Raw genomic sequence first — 21,394 nt, 5'->3', positions numbered from 1 at the left:
GGGGCCGGACTTACCATGCGCGCATGGAGCCCTCGCACGCCGAGTCCTACGCGCAGCTCGTCCGCGACCGGGTCGCGGAGATCCCCGTGCCCGAGCAGTTCCGCGACCCGGACGTGCTCGTCGCCGGGGACGGCATCGCCATCACGGTCGCCAGGCCAACACCGGACAGGCCCCGGCCGGTGCTCACGGTCGGCCAGCGGATGGCCATCGAGGCGCCGCGCGACGTGATCAAGGGCATCGTCGCCGTCGAAGTCGCCTCCGCTTCCCTCGCCGACGCTCCAGGGCAGCGCGCTCGCGAACGCGCAGGGTGGTGGGCTCCCACCCTGGCCAAGGTGAGCATCGCCGCCTTCGTGCTCGGCATGCTGGCCGGCAGCCCGTGGCTGATGTTCAGCGGGGGCATCGCGCTCATCGGCGTGTTCTTCGGCTGGCGGGAGCGGCTGATCGGCGCTGCCGCTTTCCGTGAACGGGTCCACGCGGCCGACGAGCTGGCCACCGAATGGGTCGGCCGCCAGAGCGTGCATGACGCGCTGACCTGGTACGCCGAACGCGCTGGCGAGGAACCCCCGGCGGGGTTCCTCGCGGCCCAGGTCGCGGCTCCCTTGCTGCGGCAGCGGATAACGCGGCTGGCCTCCTGACGTGCTGCCGTTCACGAGGCACGCAGCCGGAACTCGCCGCGCTGCGGCTGGGTGACCTCGCCGGACTTCTCCAGCTCGGTCAGCAGCCGGTGCGCCTTCGTCGCCGGGCAGATCCCCGCGTCGGAGATCTGCGCGCGAGTGGCGTGCCCGCCCTGGTCGTGCAGGAACTCCAGGAGCCGCCGCGTCAACCGCTCGTCCTCGTCGGGGTCGCTCTGCGGGTACAGCGCCGTCACTTTGCCGCCGGCCGCTCCCTCGTCGCGGTCACGGTCGCGGGAGGGCTGGCCTTCGTCGCCGGTCATGCGGCCCATCGCCCGCTCGAACCCGCGCTCGAACGCCTCCTCGGTGCGGTCGTCCAGCACCTGCCGCTCGACGGGCGGGCACCAGGCGGCGAACGCCTCCGAGGGGACCCACTGGGTGCGCGACATCAGCGCCCGCGACGAGCCGCCCAGCACGTACCCGACGCCGGTGGCGCGGATCTTCAGATCCTCGTTGATCCATTGGGGTAGCTCGTGCGGCGGCTTCGGCAACGGCACACCAGGGTTGGTGCGGCGCCCCTCCTGCGGCGACATCCGGTACAAGATCGTGTTGCCGCCCTGCGCCTGGTCACGGATGACCGCGCCGGAGTGGCCGAGCAGGTCACCGAACGCGGTGGACTGGTCCGCGAGCGACCCCTTGACGTAGAACTTGCGGCCCTCCCGGTAGACGCGGCCGAGAATACGACCGATCTCCTTGTCCATCGTCATGACCTGCGACGTCTCGTCCACCATCGCGTGCAGGATGTTATGCCCGAACTCGGGTCCGAACCGCTCCTTGCCCAGCTCGGCGCGCATGATGATGCGTTCCTCCAGCGCCGCCTCGATGCCGCGCATCCCGGCGAGGATCTCCTGGGGGGTGGACAGCGGGTTGCGGACCAGGCCGGTGCAGTCCTCCAGAGCGCCGGTCAGGTGCGGGTCCATGAGGACGAGGCGGCTGCCGAACGCCAGCGTCTCGATCGCGATCAGCCGCAGGCCGCCGCCCTTGCCGCCGCCGGTCTCGCCAACCACCATGTCGTGCGGGGTACCCCAGCCCGGCACGTACAGCGTGTACGGCGCCCACCCGGACCCGTCCGGGTAGACCGCGAACGGCACCGTGCCCTTGTCGTCCAGCATGGGCCGCGACCACTCGATCACCTCGGCGAACGGGTCACGCTCGAGAATCACCAGGCGTGCGCGGGTCTCCCACCCCTGGTGCCGCTCGACGTGGACGAGTTTTTCCACGTTGGGGGCGTCGTAGGTGGCGTAGATGTCCGACAGCCGCTGAAATATCTTCGTCCAGGACACGCGGGCGTCGGAGCCGTTGATGACGAACGCGGCGCCGTTCGGCTCGCCCTTGTGGTCGAGCACCGTCTGCGGCTCCTCCAGTGTGGTGCCTGCCAGCTCATGCTTGCCGAGGGTGTTGTCCCAGCGGTCCTGGTGCGGGTGGCGGGCGGCCTCGATCGCGGGGTGCGTGGGCGCTGCCTGCACCGGCTGCGCACCCTCTGTCGCGGTCTGCGCCGACGGCTGCTCGCCGGCGGCGTCCGGCTTGCCGTGGCGGGCCGGAGCCTCCCACGCCCGGCGCGGCACCCACCGGTTCGCCCACCACCACGGGGCGGCCAGCAGCGACCCAGCCGCGACCAGCGCAGCGAGGTTGCCATGCAGCCCGTGAACGGCGACGGTGGACGTGCTCGCGGCGGCGGCGGCCAGGCACCCGGTCGCCCAGGTGCGCCGCCACGGCGCGGCAGCCAGCCACGCGCGCACCCGGTGTTTGGTGAGCGCGGCAGCCAGCGCAGCGGCGGGAATCACGACGCCGATGAGCGGGTTCGCGGCGTTCTCATGCATGGCGTGCCCGGCGGCGGCCAGGCCGGCGATGACGCCGACCGGGGCGAGACCGATCCGGGACTTCCCCCACAAGGTGATGGCGGCGCGGTTCATCTCCCCACCGAGGGGAAAGTCGCGGTCGGGTGCCCGCCCGGCGGCGGCCAGGACGGCTTCGCTCGTCGGTACGGCAGCCCGAGTGGTGTCCGTCTCCGTTGGCGTGGCGGTCATGACGGCGGGGTTCCTTCCAGGTCGTGTCGGTGAGGGGCTGAAGCGCCGGGCTCGGCCCGGCGCGCTGAGCTGATCAGTAGTAGTCCTTGTTGGCGGCGACGTTCTCCTCGCCCACCTGCCGCTTGGCGGCGGCCATCGTGTCTCCGGCGCGGCGTTGCGCGGCGAGCGCGTCACGGGCGGACCCGTGCATGGTGACGGTGTCGCTGGTGAGCTTGACGGCGGTCTGGTGGACGATCTCGCCGTCCGTGAGGGCAAAGCACCAGTTGGCGACCAGGTCACCACCGATCCCGGCCGCTTCCAGGTCATCGATCTGGGAGGAGATCCACTCCATGTCGCTCTTGATGTGGTCCTTGAGGGCTTCGATCTCTTGGAGACGGGACGCGACGCGCTTGACGATGGCCTCGCCGATGCGCTTGGCGTCCTCGTGCCTGACGGCGACAGGAGCGGGCGCGGACGTTCCTCCGCCGCGCGTCGCGGTGGCGGTTCCTGCGCTGCGGGTGGCGATCTGTCCGGACATGTCAGGGTCTCCTTCGGTGAGTGCCGGTGCGGGTGCTGCCGGAATCGTCTCGTTCGTGACCGCCGGGGGTGCGGGAGCGGGGCGGTCGATGACGGCCACGAGCGTCGGCGCGGCACCGGTCGCGGCCGGCCCTGCGAGCTGGCCGGGGTGCGTACGCCGCGGGTGGTCGCGCTGGAGGTCGAGGGTGATGGAGAGGTCGATGAGTGGCCGTGGCCGGCGAGGTGTGGTCCGCTGGGCGGGGGGCACGTACACCGGTCGCCGGTCACCCGAGCGGCGCCGGGCCGGACGCTCGCCGGTGACCGGACGTTCCGGCGTCGGACGGCGACTGTCCACGACGGTGCCCCGCACAGTCGGCCGCGCAGCGTCGCTTCCGTCGCTGCTGGGCCGTGGCCTGGACGTGTTGGCGGGCCGGCGGTTCGGCCGTACGGGAGCGTCAGGGTCAGGGCGGCGGAAACGGGGCCGCCGGGTCGTCCCCGGCTCCGGCGCGGGCCGGTCCAGCCACCACCCCTTCCAGTCCTTCCACCACGCCTTCCACTCCTCGTTCTCGGCGAGGCGGCGGCGCTGCTCGTCCCACCCGGCCTGCCATCCCTCGCCCGCCTGACGGGCCAGAGTGAACGGCGAGCCGATCAGCGAGAGAACACCTCGCGCCATCGCGCCGAGCGCGCACACCGCCGCGGCGGCGTGACGGCCCTCAGCGCGGCGGCGGAACACCCGCTCCCACGTGAACGGCTTCGTCTCGGGAGCGGCCGGGTCGTAGCCGACGTCGATCGCGCGCCGCCGGCGGGCGGGGATCTGCCGGACGGACTGGTAGCCGTACCAGGCCGTCTCGCCCAGGGCGCGCACGATCGCCCATGCGACGATCAGCGACAACGTCAGCGGGTCCACGGATTGCCTCCTACAGCCAGGCGTCGAGCGTCTGGACGATGATCGTGTCGGGCTGTGACGGCAGGTAGACGATCCAGTCGTGCAGGGTGCCGTGGGTGGCCGCGATCAGCATCGGCAGTGCGAACGCCAGCTTGTTCGACAGCGGCTTGATGCCGCCCCGGTCCACGAAGTCCACGACCAGCCAGCCCAGGCAGAACAGGATCGGGGCGATCAGCCACGACAGCGGGCCGATGTGGAAGTCCGCCCACTGGAGGAAGGTGCTGGAGAACCATTCGGAGCAGAAGCACCAGCCCGCCAGCGCGGACACGACCAGCTTGATCAACGGCAGCCAGGCTGCGGAGGGGCCCCGTGCAGGCCCGCCCTGAGCGCCAGGGGCGCCCTGGGGTCCACCTCCACCGCCGCCTCCGCCGACGAGGAACTTGACCGCCCGGAGGCGGTTGCCCTTCATCGCATTGTTGATGACCTTGATCAGCAGCAGCAGCGCAACCCCGAGAACTGCGGTAACCATCGCGTCATGCCTCCTTTCACTTCGTTTCGGTCAGGGGTGCCAGATCGAGGCCACGATGAGGACGAACGCCAGCAGCCCACGGCCGGGCCTCTGGTTGATCCACCCGAACGCGTACGGCAGCAGGCAGCCGAACAGCAGCCCGATCGTCAGTCCGTACGCGCGGTAGAAGCAGGCGAACACGAAGTTCACCAGCGGAGAGTGCGTGTCGAGGTCCCAGCCCTTCCGGCCGTCGCGGCGGGCGAACCGCTCGTGCAGGTAGTAGAAGAGATGGGCCTCGACGCTGGTGGGCTGTTCGCTCATCCACCGCATCCACCAGTTGGTGCCGTTGCCACGCCGCCTGCGCGCGGCCCGGTCCTCAGCGGCCATGCCGTAGAAGTGGGCGATGGCGGCGATCGGTCCGCGCCGGGCCGGCCGGACCTTGGGCTCGTCCGGGTCGGCGTCGTCCAGCTCGTCGTGCGTCTCGTGCGGGCCGGTCGCCGGGGGCGGCGCGGCGGCCGGATCAGGCGGAGTCGGCCCGGCGGGCTCGCTGGGAGCGCTCGGGATGACGTCCTTCAGCCAGTCGTCCTGGGCGGGGGTGTTAGGCATGGAGACTCCAGGTCTGTTCGTTCAGCCGCTTCGCGGCGCTCGCGAGGGGCGCGGCGAGCGCCCTGTAGATGTCGTTCTCCTTGGCGGGATCGATGTAGCCGATGTGCTTGGCCTCGGCCATCACCCACTGGGAGGCGATGACGTAGTACTCCCGCCAGTCGCCGCTGGCCTCGGCGGCGGCGAGCTTGCGCGCGTTGGACTTGCCCCTGTTCTCACGGGGGTCTGCGCGGCGCGGGCGGCGCGTCCGGGGCATGAACATCTCCTCGATGCTGGTAACTGTGCGTGGTGTGCGGTAGCGTGTCTCGCGCGCACGCGCATGCATGAGGCTGTGCCCACCTTGAGCCCCCCTGGAGAGGCTCCTGACTGGCCTACCTGCGGGGGTGCCCAGGCTCAGCGCCTTGGCGGGCCGGTCACAGAGAGTCGCGATCACGGGTTCTCTCCGAACCACTCGGCCGCCGCCGAATCCCAGTCCACGACCGGCAGATCGACCCCGGCCGGAGCCGCGTCGGCCGCCGCCGCCAGGTACGGCAGCAGCCAGCCGACGCCGACCCGCACGAGCAGCAGCGTCACCCGCTTCTCCACGTCGGCCGCGGCCGGGCTGGACAGCTCCCACACCACGGACTCGCCCGTGGCCTGCGGGAACATGGTCAGCCGTAGGCCGCCGGCGAGCTCGACCCGCACGGTGCGGGTGAGGCAGGCGGCGAGGTCGGCGTGCGGGACGAGCATCGGCCGCTGGCCGGGCAGCAGCACGGTCACCTGGTGGGGTTCGAGGCCGGGGCCGTAGACGAGTTCGCCGGCGAGGATGTCGCCGCTCGCCATGTCCCGGACCGGGATCGGCATGTAGCGGGCGAGGATGTCGGTGGCGTTCAAAGGGGAACTCCTTGGGGTCCGGCGAGGGAACTGGAACGGGGAACTCGGGAGGGAACTGGCCCCCGGCGCGGAGGGAACTCGCGGGGAACTGCTGAGGGAACTACGGGGGGAACTCGAGAGGGAACTGGCCCTCGGTACGGAGGGAACTCGGGGCGGAACTGCTGAGGGAACTCCGGGCGGAACCGGCGCTCCTGCGCGGGAGGAAGACGGGCCGGAACTCCGGCTACGGGACCGCATGGAGACGCACCCCGCCTTCGCCGGTTTCGTCCTGGCCGTTTCCACGACCAGGCACCAACTCCTTGATCAGGTCGCGGGCGTACTTCGGTGTGCAGTCCAGGGCGGTGGCGAGGTCGCTCGCCTTCATGTCAGGGGTGTCGCGGAGCAGGGCGGCGGCGCGGTCGCGCACGCTCACCTGCGGCTTGCGGTCGTCCTTGGTGCCCCGGCCGAGCGCCTTGCGCGGCCCTTTACTCGCGGTGCCGCTCCTCGTCAGCTCCAGCCGGACGCGGGCCTCGGCTGCAATCTCGGCGTCCCGGACCCGGTCCTGGATTCGGGCTTCGGCATCGTTCCGAATCTGCTCCTCAGCGTGTGCCCAGCGGGTCGCGAACTCGTTCCGGAGGGCTTGCTCTTGTTCGGTCAGTTCCTCGCTGTGCGCCTGCTGGATCTTCGCGAGTTCCCTGCCGTGTTCCTCCGTGAGTTCCCTCCGGACGTCCACGAGTTCCGCCCGGCGTTCCTCCGTGAGTTCCCTCCGGAGTTCCGCGATTTCCCTCTCCTTGTTCCGCCCGAGTTCCGCCCGCAGTTCCGTCTCGCGGGCGGCCAGTTCCGCCGCGAACTTCTCCTCCAGTTCCCGTGTGAGCGCGGGCAGGAGTTCCTCGCGGAGCGCTTCCAACTGGACGGCCCGGTTGTAGGAGTAGCCGACTCCGGACAGCGCCAGGAGCGCCACGATCGTGGACAGGTCGAGCATGATCGGGAAGAGGGTCGCGAGCCCTTCGTCACCTTCAACGAAGGGCATCACGACCGCCTTCTGTGCGCTCACGCTGAGCGCCATGCCGCCCAGGAACACCATCCCGACGCCGCCCTTCAGGAAGGGGGAGGCGTAGGGGTCGGTGAGCAGATGCGCTAGGAACGCGGCGGCGATGACCGGCGCGATGCCGATCAGGAAGCCCTTCACCAGAGCCAGATCGTCTCCGTCTGCGGCCTTCTCCATCGCGTGCATGACGCTCAGGGTCAGGGAGATGCCCCCGCAGAACACGAGCAGGCCCCACAACGGCCATCGCGTGTGGCCTTGAGTGCTGGGCTGGGTGGTCACGGGGTCATCTCCTCTGGTGGACGTGCAGGGTGGATAGGTGGGTGGATCACGTGGGGATCGTCGTCGTCCCGGTCGTCTCGATGGCGGGCGCCAGGTTGAGCGCGGGGCACGCGCCGGCGGCCCGAACCTCCACCTCGACGCCGTCCACGTCGCGCTCGATCACGTGCTCGATCTCGCGGCTGTCGGGGTCGCGGTACAGCGAGCACGGCTCACCGGTCGGCGACATGTGCACGCCGAGCGAGGTCCGGGTGTTCTGGCCGGGTCTGCCCATGGCGTGCGCCAGGTTGAACAGGCTCATCAGCGGGCCCCCTTGCACGAGCGGGAGGAGAGGGTGGCGACGATCTTCTTGGCGCGGGTCTCGTGCTTGGCGTACGCGTTCGGGAACGCGGACCGCTGGACGGCCTGGGCCGCCTCGGTCAGCGGCCGGGTGTCCCAGCGCGGCACCTTGACGAGCCGGGAGTAGAAGCGGCGCGCGGACGTGGCCGGGTCGGTGCGGTTGCGGCCCCAGTGCGGGTGCTGCTGGAACACGCCGACCGCCTGGCCGCCGTCGCCGACCGTGGTCTCGTCCAGGCCGGACTCCTGGAGGGTGGTGGCGATGGCGATGACCTTCGCCCGCGTCCCCAGCCCCATCTCGTCGGCCACGCCGAGCACGGCGCGGGCGTTGGCCGCCTGCGAGCTGGTCAGCCCAGCCCGGCACGACGTGCCCGGCACCACAGCGCCGCCGGCCGCGTTCGCCTCGGGCGCGCACCGGCTGGCGGCGGCCATCGGCAGGGCGGCGAGGGCCAGCGTGGCGAGAGTGATTCTCGTGATCACGCCGCACCCCCCTTGCAGGAGGTGACGTGCTGCTGGGCGTCGGCCAGCGTGCCCGACCGATGGCGGACGGAGCAGCCGAGGCAGTCGAACACGCCGGCTCCGTTCAACGGGGGGCAGACGTCCACGCAGAGCGCCCGCCACGTGACGATCGGCTCGTCGCGGGTGCCCGCCTGAGGGTCGCCGGGGGTGCCGCCGAGTGTGACGATCCGCTCGTGGTACGTGAGGTCCGGGTTATTCTCGGATCTCATCAGGTGGCAGAAGCCGCCGGGCATGCCGGGCGCGGCGTCGGGTGCGTCGTGACTGTTGATGTGGTTGCCACGGTCAGCTTCGAGGATCATGCCGCCGCTCCCGCCTTCTGGGCGTCGGCCTCGGCCTCGGCCTCGGCCTGCTGGCGCTCGGCGTCGGCGCGGGCCTGCTCGGCGCGAGCCATGCGGTCGGTGATGATCCGGTCGGCCAGCTTGAGCACGGCCGGTCGGCGAGCGCGGGCGGTCACGCCGCCGCGGGTGCCGGACACGACCGCGTGGATAGCCGTGTGGCCCCTGTCGGCGAGGATAATCGCTTCGTCGATGACGGCGACCGTCCCGCACGCTGCCTGGATGGGGCAGCCGTAGCAGAGAGCGCGGGCGTCGTCCTGGGTGCCGTTCTCGTCCCAGGCCGAGGCGTCGGCGCGGCAGGGCCGCGCGGGGTTGGCGAGCTGGGGAGCGAGCGTGCGGCGTTCGTTGCGGAGCCGCATCTCCAGGGAGAGGCGCGGCTGCGGGGCCGGCCTGTGGTTCACGCCGGGCGGGCGTGGTGCGATGATGGACGGCATCAGGTTGATCTCTTTTCGCGAGGAGTGACCTGAGTCGGCGGCCTCCGGTGTTCCAGCACCGGGGGCCGTCTTGCGTTCCTGGGGATCTCCGCCGGTGTTCCAGCACCAGGTGGGATCTGTCGTGCTTCACGAACTCCGGCGTTCCAGCGCCTCGGCTCGCGTCTTTCTATAGGTAGTTCCTACTCCTTTTTAGGAACTACGTCAAGCCTGAAGACGGGAGGGTAGTTCCTACCGATAGGGTTAGAGACATGACATCCGCGCGAAGCACGAGCATCTTCCGGGAGGTCGCCCACGACATCCGCGCGAAGATCGAAGACGGTACGTATCCACTTGGCCAGAAGCTGCCCACCGAAGTGGAGCTGGCCGAGCAGTACGGCGTCACCCGCGTCACCGTGAACCGGGCGCTGCGCATCCTCGTGGCAGAAGGCTGGGTCCGCGTCCACCGAGGCGTTGGCACGATCGTCCGCGACATCATGCCGATCGTCCGAGACGCCTCCGTCCGCCACAGCAAGACCCGCAGGGAGCGAGGCGGCGCCCGTGGCGCGTTCGCCTCCGAGCTGGCCGAGCGCGATCTCAGCTACGACACCCGCAACATCATCGACCGCGTGGCGCCACCGAAGCGCGTAGCCGACCTGCTGGGCGTGAGCTCCGGTGAGGTGTCCACCGTCATGCGGGCCCGCTACATGAAGATCGTGCCAGCGCCGGGCGCGCGGCATGTGCCCTACCAGATCGCGATCAGCTACATCCCGCTCTCGATCGCCGAAGGCACCCAGATCGAGGACGAAGACACCGGCGTCGGCGGCATCAGTAGCCGGCTCGCAGACCTGGGCCAGCGACAGAAGAGGCTTACTGAGACCATCAGCGTGCGCCCGCCCGAGCCGGACGAGATCGAGTTCTTGTCGATGACCGAGGATCAGCGGGTGTTCGACATCCAGCACGTCACCGTCAACGAGGCGGGCGAGCCGGTCAAGGTGACGCTCTACGTGATCCCGACCCACATGTCGATCTTGCGGTACACGATCGAGCTGGAGGACTGAGCAAGGCTGCATGCCACGCCTCGGGCTTTCACGGCGTGCTATCGCTGCGTCGCGCATAGCAGACCTCCGGCTTCGGGAGTTACCCTGCGATCGGAACTCGGGTTGAACAACACGCTGCTCCTGTCGCAGCCTTGTTGGCAAACTGGGTGTTGCGTCTTGTGTTGCGCCTAGGCGCAACACCTCGGGAGGCGAGATGCCAGACGGCACAGCAGTCCTGTTCGGGCAGGTCATGCGCCATTTCCGCGAGGCTCAAGGGCTCAGCGTCCGGGGCTTAGCCAAGGCGGCGCGCGTGGACCCGAGCCGCATCTCCCGCGCCGAGAACGGCCTGGCCCGGCTGTCGCCTTCTGCGGTGAAGGCCGTTGACCAGGTACTTCACACGGACGGCCTTCTTGTGGTGTTGCGGCAAGGCGCAACACAAAACGCAACACTCTTTCCGCCGCGCAACACCATTCCGGGCATCCTGGAGATGTCCATGTCGAACGGCGGCGATTACCCTGATGACGACGCGGTCACCGTGCCGATCAGCATCGCCGGGAAGGTGGTCCACGTGTCGTTGTCTCGCCGCACGCTCCTCGGGCTTCTCGCAGCCGGCGGCGCCGGAGTCCTCCCGGCCGCACCCGCCGCCGCGGTGTCGGCTCCCGCCTGGCCTCGCGACGAGGACCCGGTCGCCTACGCCACCCGGTTCCTCGTCGGGCACCAGGACGCGCACCACCTGTTCCCGCCCGCGGTGCACATCGAGGCGCTGCGGAAGCGGCTGGACGGGATCGAGCAGATCCGGCAGTCGTGCGACGCGGCCACCCGCCGGAAGCTCCGCACGGTGCAGGGCGCGTACGCCGAGCACCTGAGCTGGTTGAGCAAGGAGGCCGGGGACCTGTCCGGCTGCCTGGCCTGGGCCGAGCGCGCCGCGCTGTGGGCGATGGACAGCGGCGACTACCCGATGGTGACGTACATGCAGCTCCGCAAGGCGTCGCTGGCGCTTGACGGGCGTGACCACCGGACCGCGCTGGACCTGGCCGAGCAGGCGGTCAACCCGTCGTGGCCGATCCCGCCCGTGCTGGCCGGCATCGGTCACGCCTACCTGGCGCGCGGCCGGGCGCTCGCCGGCGGCCGACCGGACGCGGACATGGAGCGTGCGGGCGAGTTGCTGGCCGTGTCGCCGGGCGAGGAGACGCCGGGGTATCTGCGGTTCTACGGCTCGCGTTTCGGGGACGCGGAGGCGGCGACGGCGTACCTGGAGGCGGGGCGGCCCGGTGAGGCCGTCGATCTGCTGACGAGCTGCATCACGGGGTTGCGGCCGACGCAGCGCCGGGACAAGGCCAGCTACATGGCGCGGCTGGCGCACGCGCACGCCGCCGCGCAGGCACCCGACGAGGCGGCGATGACGGCGGGTGAGGCGTTGGTGATCGCGACGGAGGCGGGTTCACAGTCGGTGCGGGCGGAGCTGGTGCGCCTGGATGCGATCTTGATGTCGCGGTGGCCCGACCAGGCACAGGCCCGCGAGTTCCACGAGTTGATCACTGCTGCGTGAGACGCATGCGGCACCCTAGACATCGCCATGTTCCGCGCGTAACATGCCCTCATGGCCGAGAAGCCCCTCCCCCGCTACCAGCAGGTCGCTGACGATCTCCGCGCGAAGATCGTCAGCGGCATCTACCCCGTAGGCCAGCCGCTTCCCCACACCCGCGACCTGATAAGGAAATACGGACTCGGCTCCGACAACGTCCTGCTCAAGGCGTACAAGATCCTCAAAGAGGAAGGGCTGATCCGCCGCAACGCGGCGGTCGGCATGATCGTCCAAGATCCGAACCCGCCGGTCGTGGACCTGACACTCCACAACCCGCTAGGCCACGGCCCCCTCCCCTGGGCCGAATGCTGCAAGCTCGCCGGCCTGGAGGGGCGCACGGTCACGACCTCCGTCACCAGCAGGGCCGCCGCCCAGGACGAGGCGGCCCTGCTGGGCGTCGCCCCCGGCGCCGCAGTCGTGATCCGCGCCCGGACCGCGCACGCCGGCGACGTCCCGGTCCGACTGGACGAGGCGATCTACCCGGCCGAGCTGGTCGAAGGCACGCCGATCGCGGCCAAGCAGCAGGTGCCGGGCGGCATCTACGGCACGCTGGCCCAGGCCGGGCACGCCCCCGCCGCCGTCGTCCGCCGCGCCATCGGGGCGCGGCCCGCGACCGGCGACGAGGCGAAGGGGCTCGGTCTCGCGGCCGGGGCATGGGTGCTGGCCGCCGACCAGGTCATCGCGGACGGGCGCGGCCGGGCGGTGGAGCTCCTGCGCATCATCGCCAACCCGGCCCGCGTGCGCTTTCTCGAACAGGCACTATCTCTACAGAGCGAAGGAGGAACATGACCCAGCAAGACCTGGCAACTGCCATACGCCAAACCCTTGGCGATCACCCGGACACCTTCGACATCGAAGGCATCATCGAGGAAATCGGCAGCACCTACGGCTACGAATCACGAGCATCGACGCCATTCCCAGCGACGAATACTGGCAGATCGTGAGACGCCACGACCCTGGCCTGCCAGACGCGTAGGCTCGGAACTGCTCCCCGTGCATGCGGGGTCCTTCTCCTCACGCAGGTGGGGGTCCACGGGAGTCCTGACGACTCCCGAATCACTCTGCGCAGAGAAGAGGTCATGATCATGAAGGTGCCGATGAGCGACCTTCCCGAGGGCAGCGAAGCGATTCTCCTGGCACTGGCCAGCCGCGCGAAAACCAAGCTGTCCACCTTCGAGGCGGAGAACGCCCGCCACAGCACCACCACACCAGAGAACATCGCGAAGGTGAATCTCGCCTACCACGTGGCGGACGAGGCCCGAATCGCCCTCATGGCGGCCCTGCACGCCGCCCACGGCGGGCGAGGCCACTACGACGAGTACGAGGACCAGGCCACCCAGCTCATCGAGCAGGCCGAGGACGGCACCCTCCGGCACCTCGTGGGCATCCCTGACTACGGCTGGTCGTGGCGTCAAGGCGGCTGGGCCTTGCAAATGGGCTCGTCTGGTGGTGAGGCCGAGTGAGCCATGCTCGGCATCCAGCCTGCCGCGCCCGACGGTGGCAGTGCCTGAAGTACGCAGGCTGACCCAAGGACCGGCGGCAGGTAGCCGCTGTACCCTCGGTTGCGGAGCCCAGGCCCGCTGACTTCATCACCCTGGAGGGATAACCCCGCTTCGGCATGTCCCCCAGGAGGAATCATGGTCATGACTCTCATCTCCGCATCAGCCGGCGACATCATGCCCGAGGGCGCCGTCGAACTGGCCGCATCAGGGATCGACTGGGACGACCTGCCCGAGCACGCACAGCAGTGGGCCACCGAGCACGGATACGGCGAGAGCGAGCACGAACTGCTGTACGTGATCCCGAATCACGAGGTGGAACTCGACGGCTGGCCCACACTGATCATCTGAACGCGAAGAAGGCCCCACCCGCCGGAGCGGGTGGGGCCTTCTATGTCCTGTGGCGCGGGCGAGGGTTCAATCGCCAAGAACCCTCTCGTCTCTCCACTATGAGGTCTGGGGATGGCCATGTTGTCCTTTGGGACTCCCCGTTTCTGCGCGCCCATCTACGCAATTCTCTGCGCACGTTCTTGCGTTTCCGCACGTCAAAGGCCAAACCCCACAGAGTGTCCTGAGTGCGGCTACTATTGGAACGGCAAACGGGGGGGGCTGGTCGTTGGAGCGACCAGACCCCCCCAAGGTACCGAGCCCGCTACCAGCCTGTTCGTGGTAGGACTCCTGTACTGTGCAGCTCCATCGTACCGGATTAAGTTAAACCGGGGAGCTACAGGACTCCACTAACAGGTTGGATAGCAGGCTCTCTAGTAAGAGAGAGACATAAGACAGTGACCGACTACCAACCTGATTACATTAACCAAGGAGGCTTCGTAGTCCCCTACGAAGCCATTAAGAAGGTAGTGGCTAACACTCTCGCTACCCTCGGGTCCATCTACCAGCCGTGCATCATCACAGCCGGCCAGGTCTACAACCCTGTGGGGCGAGGATGGAAGCTTCTCGTCCTTCTCGTGCTCGTCATCATCGTGACGAGCACCGGGGTAGAGCTCACCATTGCGATCCCCTCGGGCAGGTAGCCTCCCCGGTGTGAGGCATTGATCTGCGAAGAGACAGAAGATGGCCCCTACTCGCCCATGATGGGCGAGCAGGGGCCATCTCGGTCTGGGGAGGCTACGACAGTCGATTCACGACGACGACCGGTGCGACCGGCCCCGCCTTCGGGGACACATGGCCGCGCAGGACCAGGCCGAGGACCGACGACAGCAGCAGAATGAACGCCGCCGTCTGCGCGGGGGTGAGCACCAGCCAGAAGTGCGAGACGCCCGTCAGGATCGTGGACACCGAGCCGGTCAGCGCGGAGATGACCCACGGCCGGGTCTGCCACGCGACGATGAGCGCGAGCACCCCCGACCCGATGGTCGAGATGTAGCCCGCCGCGGTCTCGTCCAGGCCGAGGGCGGGGATGGTGACGAGGAACGCCAGCAGCGCGTTCAGCACGTACGCGATGACCGCGGGCTCCTGCCCCCAGACGGTCGGCGTCTTCTTCACGATGGACATGCCAGTCCTCCAAGAGGGGTGAGTTGGCGGTTACGCAAACGAATGAACTATGGGGTGATGCAGGCGAGCGTCTCGGTGTCGGCCTTCCACGAGCAGGACCAGGGGCCGTTGCCGGTGAACGTCATCTTGAAGGGTGCGCCGTCGAGCCCGCGCCCGTCCTTGCCGTCCTTGCCGGTCTCGCCCTTGGGGCCGGCCGGTCCGGTGTCGCCCTTCGGGCCCTTGGCCGTGGTGGTGGGGAGCTGGACGCGGGTCTCGCCCTTCTTGCAGGCGCCGAACTGCGACTTGGCGGTGTTCTTGGGCTCCAGCATGCGGACCGCGCCGCCGGCTTGCTTGGCGCAGAAGCCGAGCGTCTTCGGGGCCGCCGCCGTGGTGGTGGCGGTGGCGATGGTGCCGCCGAGCCCGGCCGCGAGCAGCACGGCAGCGAGGGCGGCGAGCACGGTGGACAGGAACCTCAGCATGATCACTCCTTGGGGTGTCAGGAGACGCGGACGAGCACGGGCCAGGTTTCCGGCCCGATCACGCCGTCCACGCGCTTGCCCGCGGCGCGCTGGACGGCGCGGACGGCGTCCTCCATGGGGCCGCCGAACACGGTGTCGTCTATGCCGCCCGCCAGGCCGTGGCCTCGGGCGTGCAGCAGGTAGAACGCGGTCTTGACGTGCCACCGCTTCGGGTCGTTCGGGTCCTTGCCGTCGCCGCGCCGCAGCGTCGGGAGGTTCTTCATCATCGTCTCCGTCCAGGTGAGCGCCGGAGTAGCGGGCGGCTTCGGAGTCGCAGGCGCGGGCAGGTAGACGGGGTAGCCGAACCCGGCCACGTTCGCCAGCGACCGTTCACGGCGTCTCACGCGGTTGTCGGTGTTGCCCTCGATCGTGACGATGGTCCGGCTGCCGTCGCGGACGGCCTCCACGATGCCGACGTGGTCGATGCGCTGGATGTCGCGGGAGCCGCCCCAGTCGAAGAACACGATCGCGCCCCGCCGCGGGGTGTGCCCCCATTGGCCGCGCGCTTTGAACCACTGCGCGTGGCCGACCGTCCAGGCGTGGTCGCCGACGACGGGCAGCAGCCCGGCCTTGTACGCGCACCAGGCGACGAACATGTCGCACCACGGCTCCAGCGCCCACGACGACGGTTTGCCGTGGCGTTTGGCCCACCACGACCCGAACACGGTCCAGCCGGTCGGGCTCTCGGTGTAGCCGAGCTGCGCGCGGGCCTCGGACAGGAGCCGGTCCACGGGGTCCGTGACCTTCATGACCGCTCCGGCGGCCAGTGCCAGGTGCCGGGCTCGTCGCCGGGCGGCACGTTGAACTCCCAGAACGAGCCGCGCGCGCCGGGGGTGAACACCAGCAGGTGGACGTGTGCGGGGCTGTCGAGCGCGGGCACGGTGCCAACGCGCACACCGGCGGGATCGAGGGTGTCCACGTCGGCCGTCACGATGGCGGCGCGAACCGCGTGGAAACCGTGCTTGCCTCGGTAGCGGACGATGTCTCCGGTGATGGGTGGCCGGTCAGGCGTGGTCATCGGCGGGCACCTCCTCGATGGCGCTGCCGGGCTCCTGCGGGAGCGCGTCCTGGTCGGGGTCGAGCGCGGTCACGCCCGCGCCGGCGAACGGCGGCAGCGGAAGCGGGTCCTGGCCGTCCAGGACCTCGATCGGCTCGGCGGAGGGGTCGGACATGGGGATCTCCCGGTGGGTGAGCCAGTCGGCGACGGTCATCTTGAGCTCGTCGTCGCTGACGTGGATGGGCAGAACAGCGGGCACGACGAGCAGGCCGTCCCGCGCGGGGAACACGATCAACAGGGGGCTCAGTTCCGGGTCAGGCTGATCAGCGATATGACGGTGCCCGCGACGAGCAGCAGCACGGTCACGACGGCGATGATCTGGCGGGTGCGGTCGGCGAGCTGGGACCGCGTCACCGCCTCCCGTTCGAGAGCGTCCAGGCGGGTCTCCAGCGCGGCGTGGCGGACGTCGGCGGTCATCCTGTCCTGCTCGACGCGCTGCGCGAGGCTGGCGTGCTGAGCGTTCACCTGCTCCAGCTCCTGCCGGACCAACGCGATCTGGCCGTTGACCTGGGCGAAGCCGACTTCGACCAGGCGTCGCAGTGTCTCCAGCGACAGGGCGACGCTGGGCATGTCGTCGGCGCTCACAGGCTGCTCCCCCCTGGCCGGGGCTGCATCCCGACGAACGTCCCGGCAGGTTTCGGCCCGTGGAACGTCGGCACGATCAGGCCCCGCCCGGCCGCGGCAGCGGCTTCCCGGCCAGCTCTCACCCATTCGACCGCCTGGCGACGGGCCTGCACGCGGACGGGGTCGAGCCGCATCAGCGACGTGACCGGCTCCAGCGGGTCGTCGGCCAGGGCGCGGTCGGAGCCGACGTACACCAGCGCCTTGAGCCGGGCCGTCAGCGGAGCCGCTTCCAGCCGCACCCGGTGCGTCTTCACCGCCTCGATCTGGGCCAGGCACGCGGCGAGCCGGTCAGCGTCGGGCACGCCCGGTGTCTGCCACGTCGGCAGGCCGCGCGTCTCGGCGAGCACCGACGCGGCGGACGGGTCGTCGGACGCGAACATGTCGTCGGCGGCGGGCAGGTACGGCTCGTGCAGCGCGACGTCGAGCAGTGTCGCGGTGTCGTCGGGGTCGATGCCGTGCATCGCGGCCCGCCACTCGAACAGGGTGTGCGGCAGAGCGTGGTGGATCTCCATCTGCGTCGCGGGCGCGTACTGGTAGACGCACCACAGCGGTTCGGCGCCGTCCGCGTGCGCGGGGACCGGCCCCGGCGTGTCCATCAGGGGCGTGTGCGTGTAGGACAGCTCGGCGTCCCACACCTCGACCAGCTCGGGCATCGCGGAGTCCTTCTCATGTCGGCGTCGGGGGTGCGGCGGATGGGCTGGTCAATGCCGGTGAGCCCACCAGTAGATCGCGAAACCGTCCGGGAAGCTGGTGGAGATCCGGAAGCCGGTTTGGAGGGACTCGGTCACGTACCACGACCCGGACGGGGTGTGCGAGGTCGGGCTGGACAGGCCGCGCCGCATGACGACGACGGGCCCCATGTTGCCGTCCATGGACGCGCCGTAGGACAGGAAGCGGATGTTCGCGCCCGACCCGGCCGAGGCGAAGGTGACGGAGCCGGCGAGGATGCCCGCGGTGGGGCCGAGTGCGGTGAAGTCCCACCACTTGCCGACGTGGCGGGTGCGGCCGGAGTTGTCGAACCAGAAGTATTGCTCGCGGTCGGCGCTGCGGAAGTAGCCGTACCGGGCATACGACTCGGCCAGTTCCATGAGCCCACCATTGGGATTCGACAGGGTCGAGTCCCTGACCTGCATCTGCATGAACCCAGCCGCGATCGAGGTCTGGCTCGCGGCGGTCACACCCGAGTTGGTTCCGCTCGTGATCTCGAACGTCGCCTCGCCGGGCCACTGGTCGTCGCGCGTCCTCAGCCGGGTGTAGTTGCTCCCGGCACTGGCCGGGATGAACCGCATCTCCGGGTACGTCGCGCCGGGCGGCGCGAACTCCAGCCGCCGGCCGGTCGCGGCGGTGCGGATGAACGCCCCGGTGATGGTCTTGCCGTCGATGGCGGTCGCGGTCAGCCGGGTCGCGTCCACGGACCCGGCGGCGAGCTTGTCGAGCGTGACCGCGTTGGCCTTGAGGTGCGGGGTCTCGATGGCGAGGGCCTGGATGAGCCCTCCGGTGATCGTGTTGGCGATGACGGCGTCGGCCGCGTTCACCGTGCCGGGCACGATGTTCGCGCCGTCGATGACCTCGCCGATGATGTCGCCGTTGACGAGCGGCTGCGTCGCGATGGAGGCGGCGGCCGAGGGCGCCGAGGTGTTGCCGCGCCGGTCCACCGACGTCAGCCGGAACCAGCGCGGCGTGTTGTACGGCTGGTCGGCGATGAGCGCGGACCCGGCCGCCCGCAGGTGATCCACGACTGTCCACGGGCCTTCGGCGTCGGCCGCCATGTGCACCCGGACGTGCTCGAAGTCCGGCGGCATCGGCTCGCCTGACGACCCGAGGCCGTTCCATGCGGCGTCGATGACGCCGAGCCGCGTCGAGAGCACCGGCGTCGAGGGGACGGGCGGCGGGGTGACGTCGTCCGGGACCAGGACCACGAACTCCGGCCCGAACGCGCCCTTGGTGCCCGCGGCGGTGGCGCGGACTTTGAATGCGTACGTGGTGGCCACGACGAGCGGCGAGTACGTCGCCGTGGTGTCGTCGCTGGTGGCGATGTGCCGCCACACCTGCCCGGTCGCGTTGACGCGGGCGTACAGCTCGTAGCCGTCCACGTCCAGGGCGACGCCGTTCACGTCAGCGGTGACCGGCGTCCAGGTGGCCGTGATCTGACCGCGGGCGAACCCGTGCTCGTCGGTGTACGCGGCCGGTTCCACGATGAGCCCGGCCGGGGCCGCCGCCACGCGGCCGGACGGCTCCGGCGCCGGAGTGCCGCCCGTCCCGCCGGAGGAGACGCCGCCGGCGAGGATGCCCGCCGCCTGGCGGGCGAGCCGCAGTTCCCGCTCGATGAACCGGTCGTGCAGGACGAGGTTGCCGCCGATGCCGCCGTCCTGGCCCACGGACACGGTGATCTGCCGGACCCGGACCGGTTCCATCGCGCCGGTCTCGCCGGGGGCGAGCACCAGGTCTCCGGGCCGGTAGTGCACGAGCGGCAGCCACCGCGCCGCCTCGACGCGGATGCCGCGCGTGAGCTGGGTCCTCTCTCGGCCGGCGCGGGCGAGCGCGTTGGTGCCGAGGAGGATCGCCGTCCCCTCGTCGGCCACGCCGCCCTGGGACTGGGCGGTCTCCCACCGGCCCCACGGCTGCGGCGCGCTGGGGTTGGTCACCTCGACGCTCAGCCCGGCCTCGCCGCGCACGAGGATCGCCGACGCCAGATCCTCGAGAGTTGCGGTCGCGGGGGCGTCGTCGATGTCGCGGCCGAGCCGCAGGTCCACCGGAGCGTGCCCGGCGGCGAGGTCTTCGCCCAGGATCGTGCCTTCGTTGTAGGCGCGGAGGGTGCGGCCGGTCATCGTCCAGTCGAGCACGCCCTGTTCGCTGAGGTTGAGCAGGAGAGTGAGCAGGTCCGCGCCGGGCTCTACCTGGAGCGTCAGCGTCTTGTCCCACGGCTGCCCGGCGGAGTCGTGCGTGGTGGTGAACGCCACCGCGAGGCCGGGCAGCGTGCCGCGCGCGTGGCCCTCGTCCACGAACGTCCGAAGGATCGCCCCCGCCGACACGGCGGAGAACGGCCGCTTGCCCTCGACCATGACCGGGCCTGGATGCAGCACGAGCTTGCGCAGCATCCACGCGTAGCCGGGGCAGTCGTAGCTCCGCGCGCCGGTGGCGTCGGTGGCGTTGCTCCCCCGCTTGATCCGCAGGAAGCGGGCGTCGTTCGGTTCCAGCCACGGGCCGCCGCCGACCGACACCTCGACGGCGATCTCCACTGGCGCGGTCAGCAGCTCGGCGCCCGCGCCGGCCGCCGGGTAGGTGAGTCGCAGGCTCGGCACGTCGTTGAGCGGTATCCCGGCCTCGAACCCGAGGTGGTGCGGCAGCGTCCCGAGCCGCGCGCCGTTCGGGGCGTAGGCGGTCAGCCGCAGCGCGTACGGCTCCGGACGTCCGGGCGTGATGACCTGCACGGTGCTCCTCTCAGTTCCACTCAGGGGCGACGGGCAAGGAGCGCGACCCGGCGGCGCACCAGAAGCTCCAGGTCGGCGAGCCGGTCATCGAGGACGAGGTTCCCGCCGACCACCCCGCGGTCGGTCCGGGTCAACGTGATCTGACGGACGCGCATCGCCTTGCGCTGTCCGGCCTCGCCCGGCGCGTAGATGAGGTCGCCGGGCAGGTAGTCCCGCAGCGGCAGCCACCGCGCGGCGGTGAACGACAGTTCGCGGGTGCGCTGGGTGCGTTCGACGGCGCCGCGCACGAGCAGCGAGTCGCCCACGAGCGCCGCGGCGCTGGTCTCGGTCACGCCGACTTGGCGCACGCCGACCTCCCACCGGCCCCACGGCAGAGGGGTGCCGATGTTCGTCCGCTCGATGCGGAAGCTGGCGTCGCCGACGACGTACACGGCGCTGGCCATGTCCTCCAGCGTGCCGACGTCGGGGGCGGCGCGGATGTCGCGGCCGGCGGCGAGCTCGACCGGGGCGGGGACGGTGGTGAGGTTGCGGAAGATCGCGGTTCCGGGCCGCCACGCGGACAGAGTGCGGGGGCCGGTCATGCGGATGTCGATGAGCCCGGCGTCCACGAGCGTCAGCAGGACCGAGAGCACGTCGGTGCCGAGGGGGATGCCGAGACCGAAGGTCTGGCTCCAGGTGGTGGTGGCGCTGTCGGTGGTGCCGGTGAACGTCCACCCGAAGTTGAACAGGGCGCCGCGCGCCTGCGCTTCGGTCAGGAGCGAGTTCATGATGAACCCGGCGGTGGCGTTCGGCGTCGGGCTGCCGTACATGCGCTGGCCGTTGACGGGGGCGATGGAGGCGTGCGCGTACGTGACGGCCTTCTTCAGCACCCACAGGTAGGAGGGGCAGTCGAACCGCCACACTCCGGACGGGTCGAGCTGGTCGCCCTCGCGGCGGAGGAGGAGGAACCGGCCGTCGCCGTTCTCCGTCCAGGTGGTGCCATCCGCCGACCACTGCACGCCGATCTCGCACGGCTGTGCGATCAGTTGAGCGCCCACGGCGTGCGCACTGTAGGTGAACTTGAGCGCTGGAACGTCGTTGAGCGGCCAGGACACCTGGAGAGACGTCGGGTGCGGGAGGATGCCCAGCCGCGCCCCGTTCGGGGCGTAGGCGACGAGGCGGAGGTCGAAGGGCACGATCCCTC

The 21,394-nt window shown here is 70.3% G+C and carries 28 protein-coding genes; 8 read left to right on the top strand and 20 right to left on the bottom strand.

Going from position 1 to position 21,394, the window contains the following annotated elements; translation table 11 throughout:
* The first annotated feature begins 23 nt into the window (after window positions 1-23).
* Window positions 24-635, top strand: coding sequence for a hypothetical protein (locus BMW85_RS46105; protein ID WP_091094095.1), 612 nt, complete (start codon window positions 24-26; stop codon window positions 633-635).
* Between the two features lie 11 nt (window positions 636-646).
* On the opposite strand, the gene BMW85_RS46100 is transcribed toward BMW85_RS46105, so the two are convergent.
* From BMW85_RS46100 to BMW85_RS46050, 11 genes are all read right to left on the bottom strand, one after another.
* A complete protein-coding gene (locus BMW85_RS46100) occupies window positions 647-2,698 on the bottom strand; it encodes a hypothetical protein (protein ID WP_143082644.1) in 2,052 nt (683 codons plus the stop codon).
* A 73-nt stretch (window positions 2,699-2,771) separates the two neighbouring features.
* Window positions 2,772-4,100: a hypothetical protein gene (locus BMW85_RS46095; RefSeq protein WP_091094093.1), complete on the bottom strand. Its 1,329-nt coding sequence runs from the start codon at window positions 4,098-4,100 to the stop codon at window positions 2,772-2,774.
* Window positions 4,101-4,110: 10 nt separating this feature from the next.
* Window positions 4,111-4,608 (bottom strand): hypothetical protein, encoded by a 498-nt coding sequence (locus BMW85_RS46090; RefSeq protein ID WP_091094092.1) that lies wholly within the window; start codon window positions 4,606-4,608, stop codon window positions 4,111-4,113.
* Between the two features lie 30 nt (window positions 4,609-4,638).
* Entirely contained in the window at window positions 4,639-5,193 is a 555-nt protein-coding gene (locus tag BMW85_RS46085) for a hypothetical protein (protein WP_091094091.1), read from the bottom strand.
* Window positions 5,186-5,446, bottom strand: coding sequence for a hypothetical protein (locus BMW85_RS46080; RefSeq protein ID WP_143082643.1), 261 nt, complete (start codon window positions 5,444-5,446; stop codon window positions 5,186-5,188). Before BMW85_RS46080 ends, BMW85_RS46085 begins: the two co-directional genes overlap by 8 nt.
* A gap of 173 nt (window positions 5,447-5,619) precedes the next feature.
* Window positions 5,620-6,063, bottom strand: coding sequence for a hypothetical protein (locus BMW85_RS46075; RefSeq protein WP_091094089.1), 444 nt, complete (start codon window positions 6,061-6,063; stop codon window positions 5,620-5,622).
* A 223-nt stretch (window positions 6,064-6,286) separates the two neighbouring features.
* Entirely contained in the window at window positions 6,287-7,369 is a 1,083-nt protein-coding gene (locus tag BMW85_RS46070; RefSeq protein WP_091094088.1) for a hypothetical protein, read from the bottom strand.
* A gap of 46 nt (window positions 7,370-7,415) precedes the next feature.
* Window positions 7,416-7,667 carry a hypothetical protein gene (locus BMW85_RS46065; protein WP_143082642.1) on the bottom strand — a complete coding sequence of 84 codons (252 nt, stop codon included), beginning with the start codon at window positions 7,665-7,667 and terminating at the stop codon, window positions 7,416-7,418.
* Window positions 7,667-8,182 (bottom strand): hypothetical protein, encoded by a 516-nt coding sequence (locus BMW85_RS46060; protein ID WP_091094086.1) that lies wholly within the window; start codon window positions 8,180-8,182, stop codon window positions 7,667-7,669. The genes BMW85_RS46065 and BMW85_RS46060 overlap by 1 nt, the downstream gene beginning before the upstream one ends.
* Complete coding sequence (locus BMW85_RS46055; protein WP_091094085.1) at window positions 8,179-8,520, bottom strand: hypothetical protein; 342 nt, start codon at window positions 8,518-8,520, stop codon at window positions 8,179-8,181. Before BMW85_RS46055 ends, BMW85_RS46060 begins: the two co-directional genes overlap by 4 nt.
* The gene (locus BMW85_RS46050; protein WP_091094084.1) at window positions 8,517-8,990 is read right to left on the bottom strand and encodes a hypothetical protein; all 474 of its coding nucleotides are present in this window, start codon (window positions 8,988-8,990) and stop codon (window positions 8,517-8,519) included. Before BMW85_RS46050 ends, BMW85_RS46055 begins: the two co-directional genes overlap by 4 nt.
* A 248-nt stretch (window positions 8,991-9,238) precedes the next feature.
* Here BMW85_RS46050 and BMW85_RS46045 point away from each other — a divergent pair, with 248 nt between their 5' ends.
* The 7 genes from BMW85_RS46045 to BMW85_RS46020 all read left to right on the top strand — a co-directional run bounded on the left by BMW85_RS46045 (window position 9,239) and on the right by BMW85_RS46020 (window position 14,121).
* On the top strand, window positions 9,239-10,027 hold the full coding sequence (locus tag BMW85_RS46045; protein WP_091094083.1) for a GntR family transcriptional regulator: 789 nt from the start codon (window positions 9,239-9,241) through the stop codon (window positions 10,025-10,027).
* Between the two features lie 193 nt (window positions 10,028-10,220).
* On the top strand, window positions 10,221-11,555 hold the full coding sequence (locus tag BMW85_RS46040) for a helix-turn-helix domain-containing protein (protein ID WP_091094082.1): 1,335 nt from the start codon (window positions 10,221-10,223) through the stop codon (window positions 11,553-11,555).
* Window positions 11,556-11,606: 51 nt separating this feature from the next.
* Window positions 11,607-12,380, top strand: coding sequence for a GntR family transcriptional regulator (locus BMW85_RS46035; protein ID WP_091094081.1), 774 nt, complete (start codon window positions 11,607-11,609; stop codon window positions 12,378-12,380).
* Entirely contained in the window at window positions 12,377-12,535 is a 159-nt protein-coding gene (locus BMW85_RS50185) for a hypothetical protein (RefSeq protein WP_177241238.1), read from the top strand. The genes BMW85_RS46035 and BMW85_RS50185 overlap by 4 nt, the downstream gene beginning before the upstream one ends.
* 135 nt (window positions 12,536-12,670) lie before the next feature.
* Complete coding sequence (locus tag BMW85_RS46030; protein ID WP_091094080.1) at window positions 12,671-13,054, top strand: hypothetical protein; 384 nt, start codon at window positions 12,671-12,673, stop codon at window positions 13,052-13,054.
* 174 nt (window positions 13,055-13,228) lie between these two features.
* On the top strand, window positions 13,229-13,441 hold the full coding sequence (locus BMW85_RS46025) for a hypothetical protein (protein ID WP_091094079.1): 213 nt from the start codon (window positions 13,229-13,231) through the stop codon (window positions 13,439-13,441).
* A gap of 434 nt (window positions 13,442-13,875) precedes the next feature.
* A complete protein-coding gene (locus BMW85_RS46020) occupies window positions 13,876-14,121 on the top strand; it encodes a hypothetical protein (protein WP_091094078.1) in 246 nt (81 codons plus the stop codon).
* A gap of 94 nt (window positions 14,122-14,215) precedes the next feature.
* Here the strand turns inward: BMW85_RS46020 and BMW85_RS46015 are convergent, their stop codons facing one another.
* Genes BMW85_RS46015 through BMW85_RS45975 form a run of 9 tightly spaced genes read right to left on the bottom strand, consistent with a single transcriptional unit; the run spans window position 14,216 to window position 21,386 of the window.
* Entirely contained in the window at window positions 14,216-14,602 is a 387-nt protein-coding gene (locus BMW85_RS46015; RefSeq protein WP_091094077.1) for a hypothetical protein, read from the bottom strand.
* A 47-nt stretch (window positions 14,603-14,649) separates the two neighbouring features.
* The gene (locus BMW85_RS46010; RefSeq protein ID WP_143082641.1) at window positions 14,650-15,060 is read right to left on the bottom strand and encodes a hypothetical protein; all 411 of its coding nucleotides are present in this window, start codon (window positions 15,058-15,060) and stop codon (window positions 14,650-14,652) included.
* Between the two features lie 17 nt (window positions 15,061-15,077).
* Window positions 15,078-15,848: a CHAP domain-containing protein gene (locus BMW85_RS46005; RefSeq protein WP_091094075.1), complete on the bottom strand. Its 771-nt coding sequence runs from the start codon at window positions 15,846-15,848 to the stop codon at window positions 15,078-15,080.
* Window positions 15,845-16,117 (bottom strand): hypothetical protein, encoded by a 273-nt coding sequence (locus tag BMW85_RS46000; RefSeq protein ID WP_177241237.1) that lies wholly within the window; start codon window positions 16,115-16,117, stop codon window positions 15,845-15,847. The genes BMW85_RS46005 and BMW85_RS46000 overlap by 4 nt, the downstream gene beginning before the upstream one ends.
* Complete coding sequence (locus BMW85_RS45995; RefSeq protein ID WP_091094074.1) at window positions 16,104-16,391, bottom strand: hypothetical protein; 288 nt, start codon at window positions 16,389-16,391, stop codon at window positions 16,104-16,106. Before BMW85_RS45995 ends, BMW85_RS46000 begins: the two co-directional genes overlap by 14 nt.
* A gap of 8 nt (window positions 16,392-16,399) precedes the next feature.
* Window positions 16,400-16,741: a hypothetical protein gene (locus BMW85_RS45990; protein ID WP_091094073.1), complete on the bottom strand. Its 342-nt coding sequence runs from the start codon at window positions 16,739-16,741 to the stop codon at window positions 16,400-16,402.
* A complete protein-coding gene (locus tag BMW85_RS45985) occupies window positions 16,738-17,433 on the bottom strand; it encodes a hypothetical protein (RefSeq protein ID WP_091094072.1) in 696 nt (231 codons plus the stop codon). The genes BMW85_RS45990 and BMW85_RS45985 overlap by 4 nt, the downstream gene beginning before the upstream one ends.
* 48 nt (window positions 17,434-17,481) lie before the next feature.
* Complete coding sequence (locus BMW85_RS45980; protein WP_091094071.1) at window positions 17,482-20,211, bottom strand: fibronectin type III domain-containing protein; 2,730 nt, start codon at window positions 20,209-20,211, stop codon at window positions 17,482-17,484.
* A 20-nt stretch (window positions 20,212-20,231) separates the two neighbouring features.
* On the bottom strand, window positions 20,232-21,386 hold the full coding sequence (locus tag BMW85_RS45975; protein WP_091094070.1) for a hypothetical protein: 1,155 nt from the start codon (window positions 21,384-21,386) through the stop codon (window positions 20,232-20,234).
* Window positions 21,387-21,394 lie beyond the last annotated feature (8 nt).

Source organism: Nonomuraea wenchangensis (assembly GCF_900111685.1).
Taxonomy (GTDB): Bacteria; Actinomycetota; Actinomycetes; order Streptosporangiales; family Streptosporangiaceae; genus Nonomuraea; species Nonomuraea wenchangensis.
The sequence above is the reverse complement of the archived record's forward strand: the minus strand, read 5'-3'. Positions and strand labels throughout refer to the sequence as shown.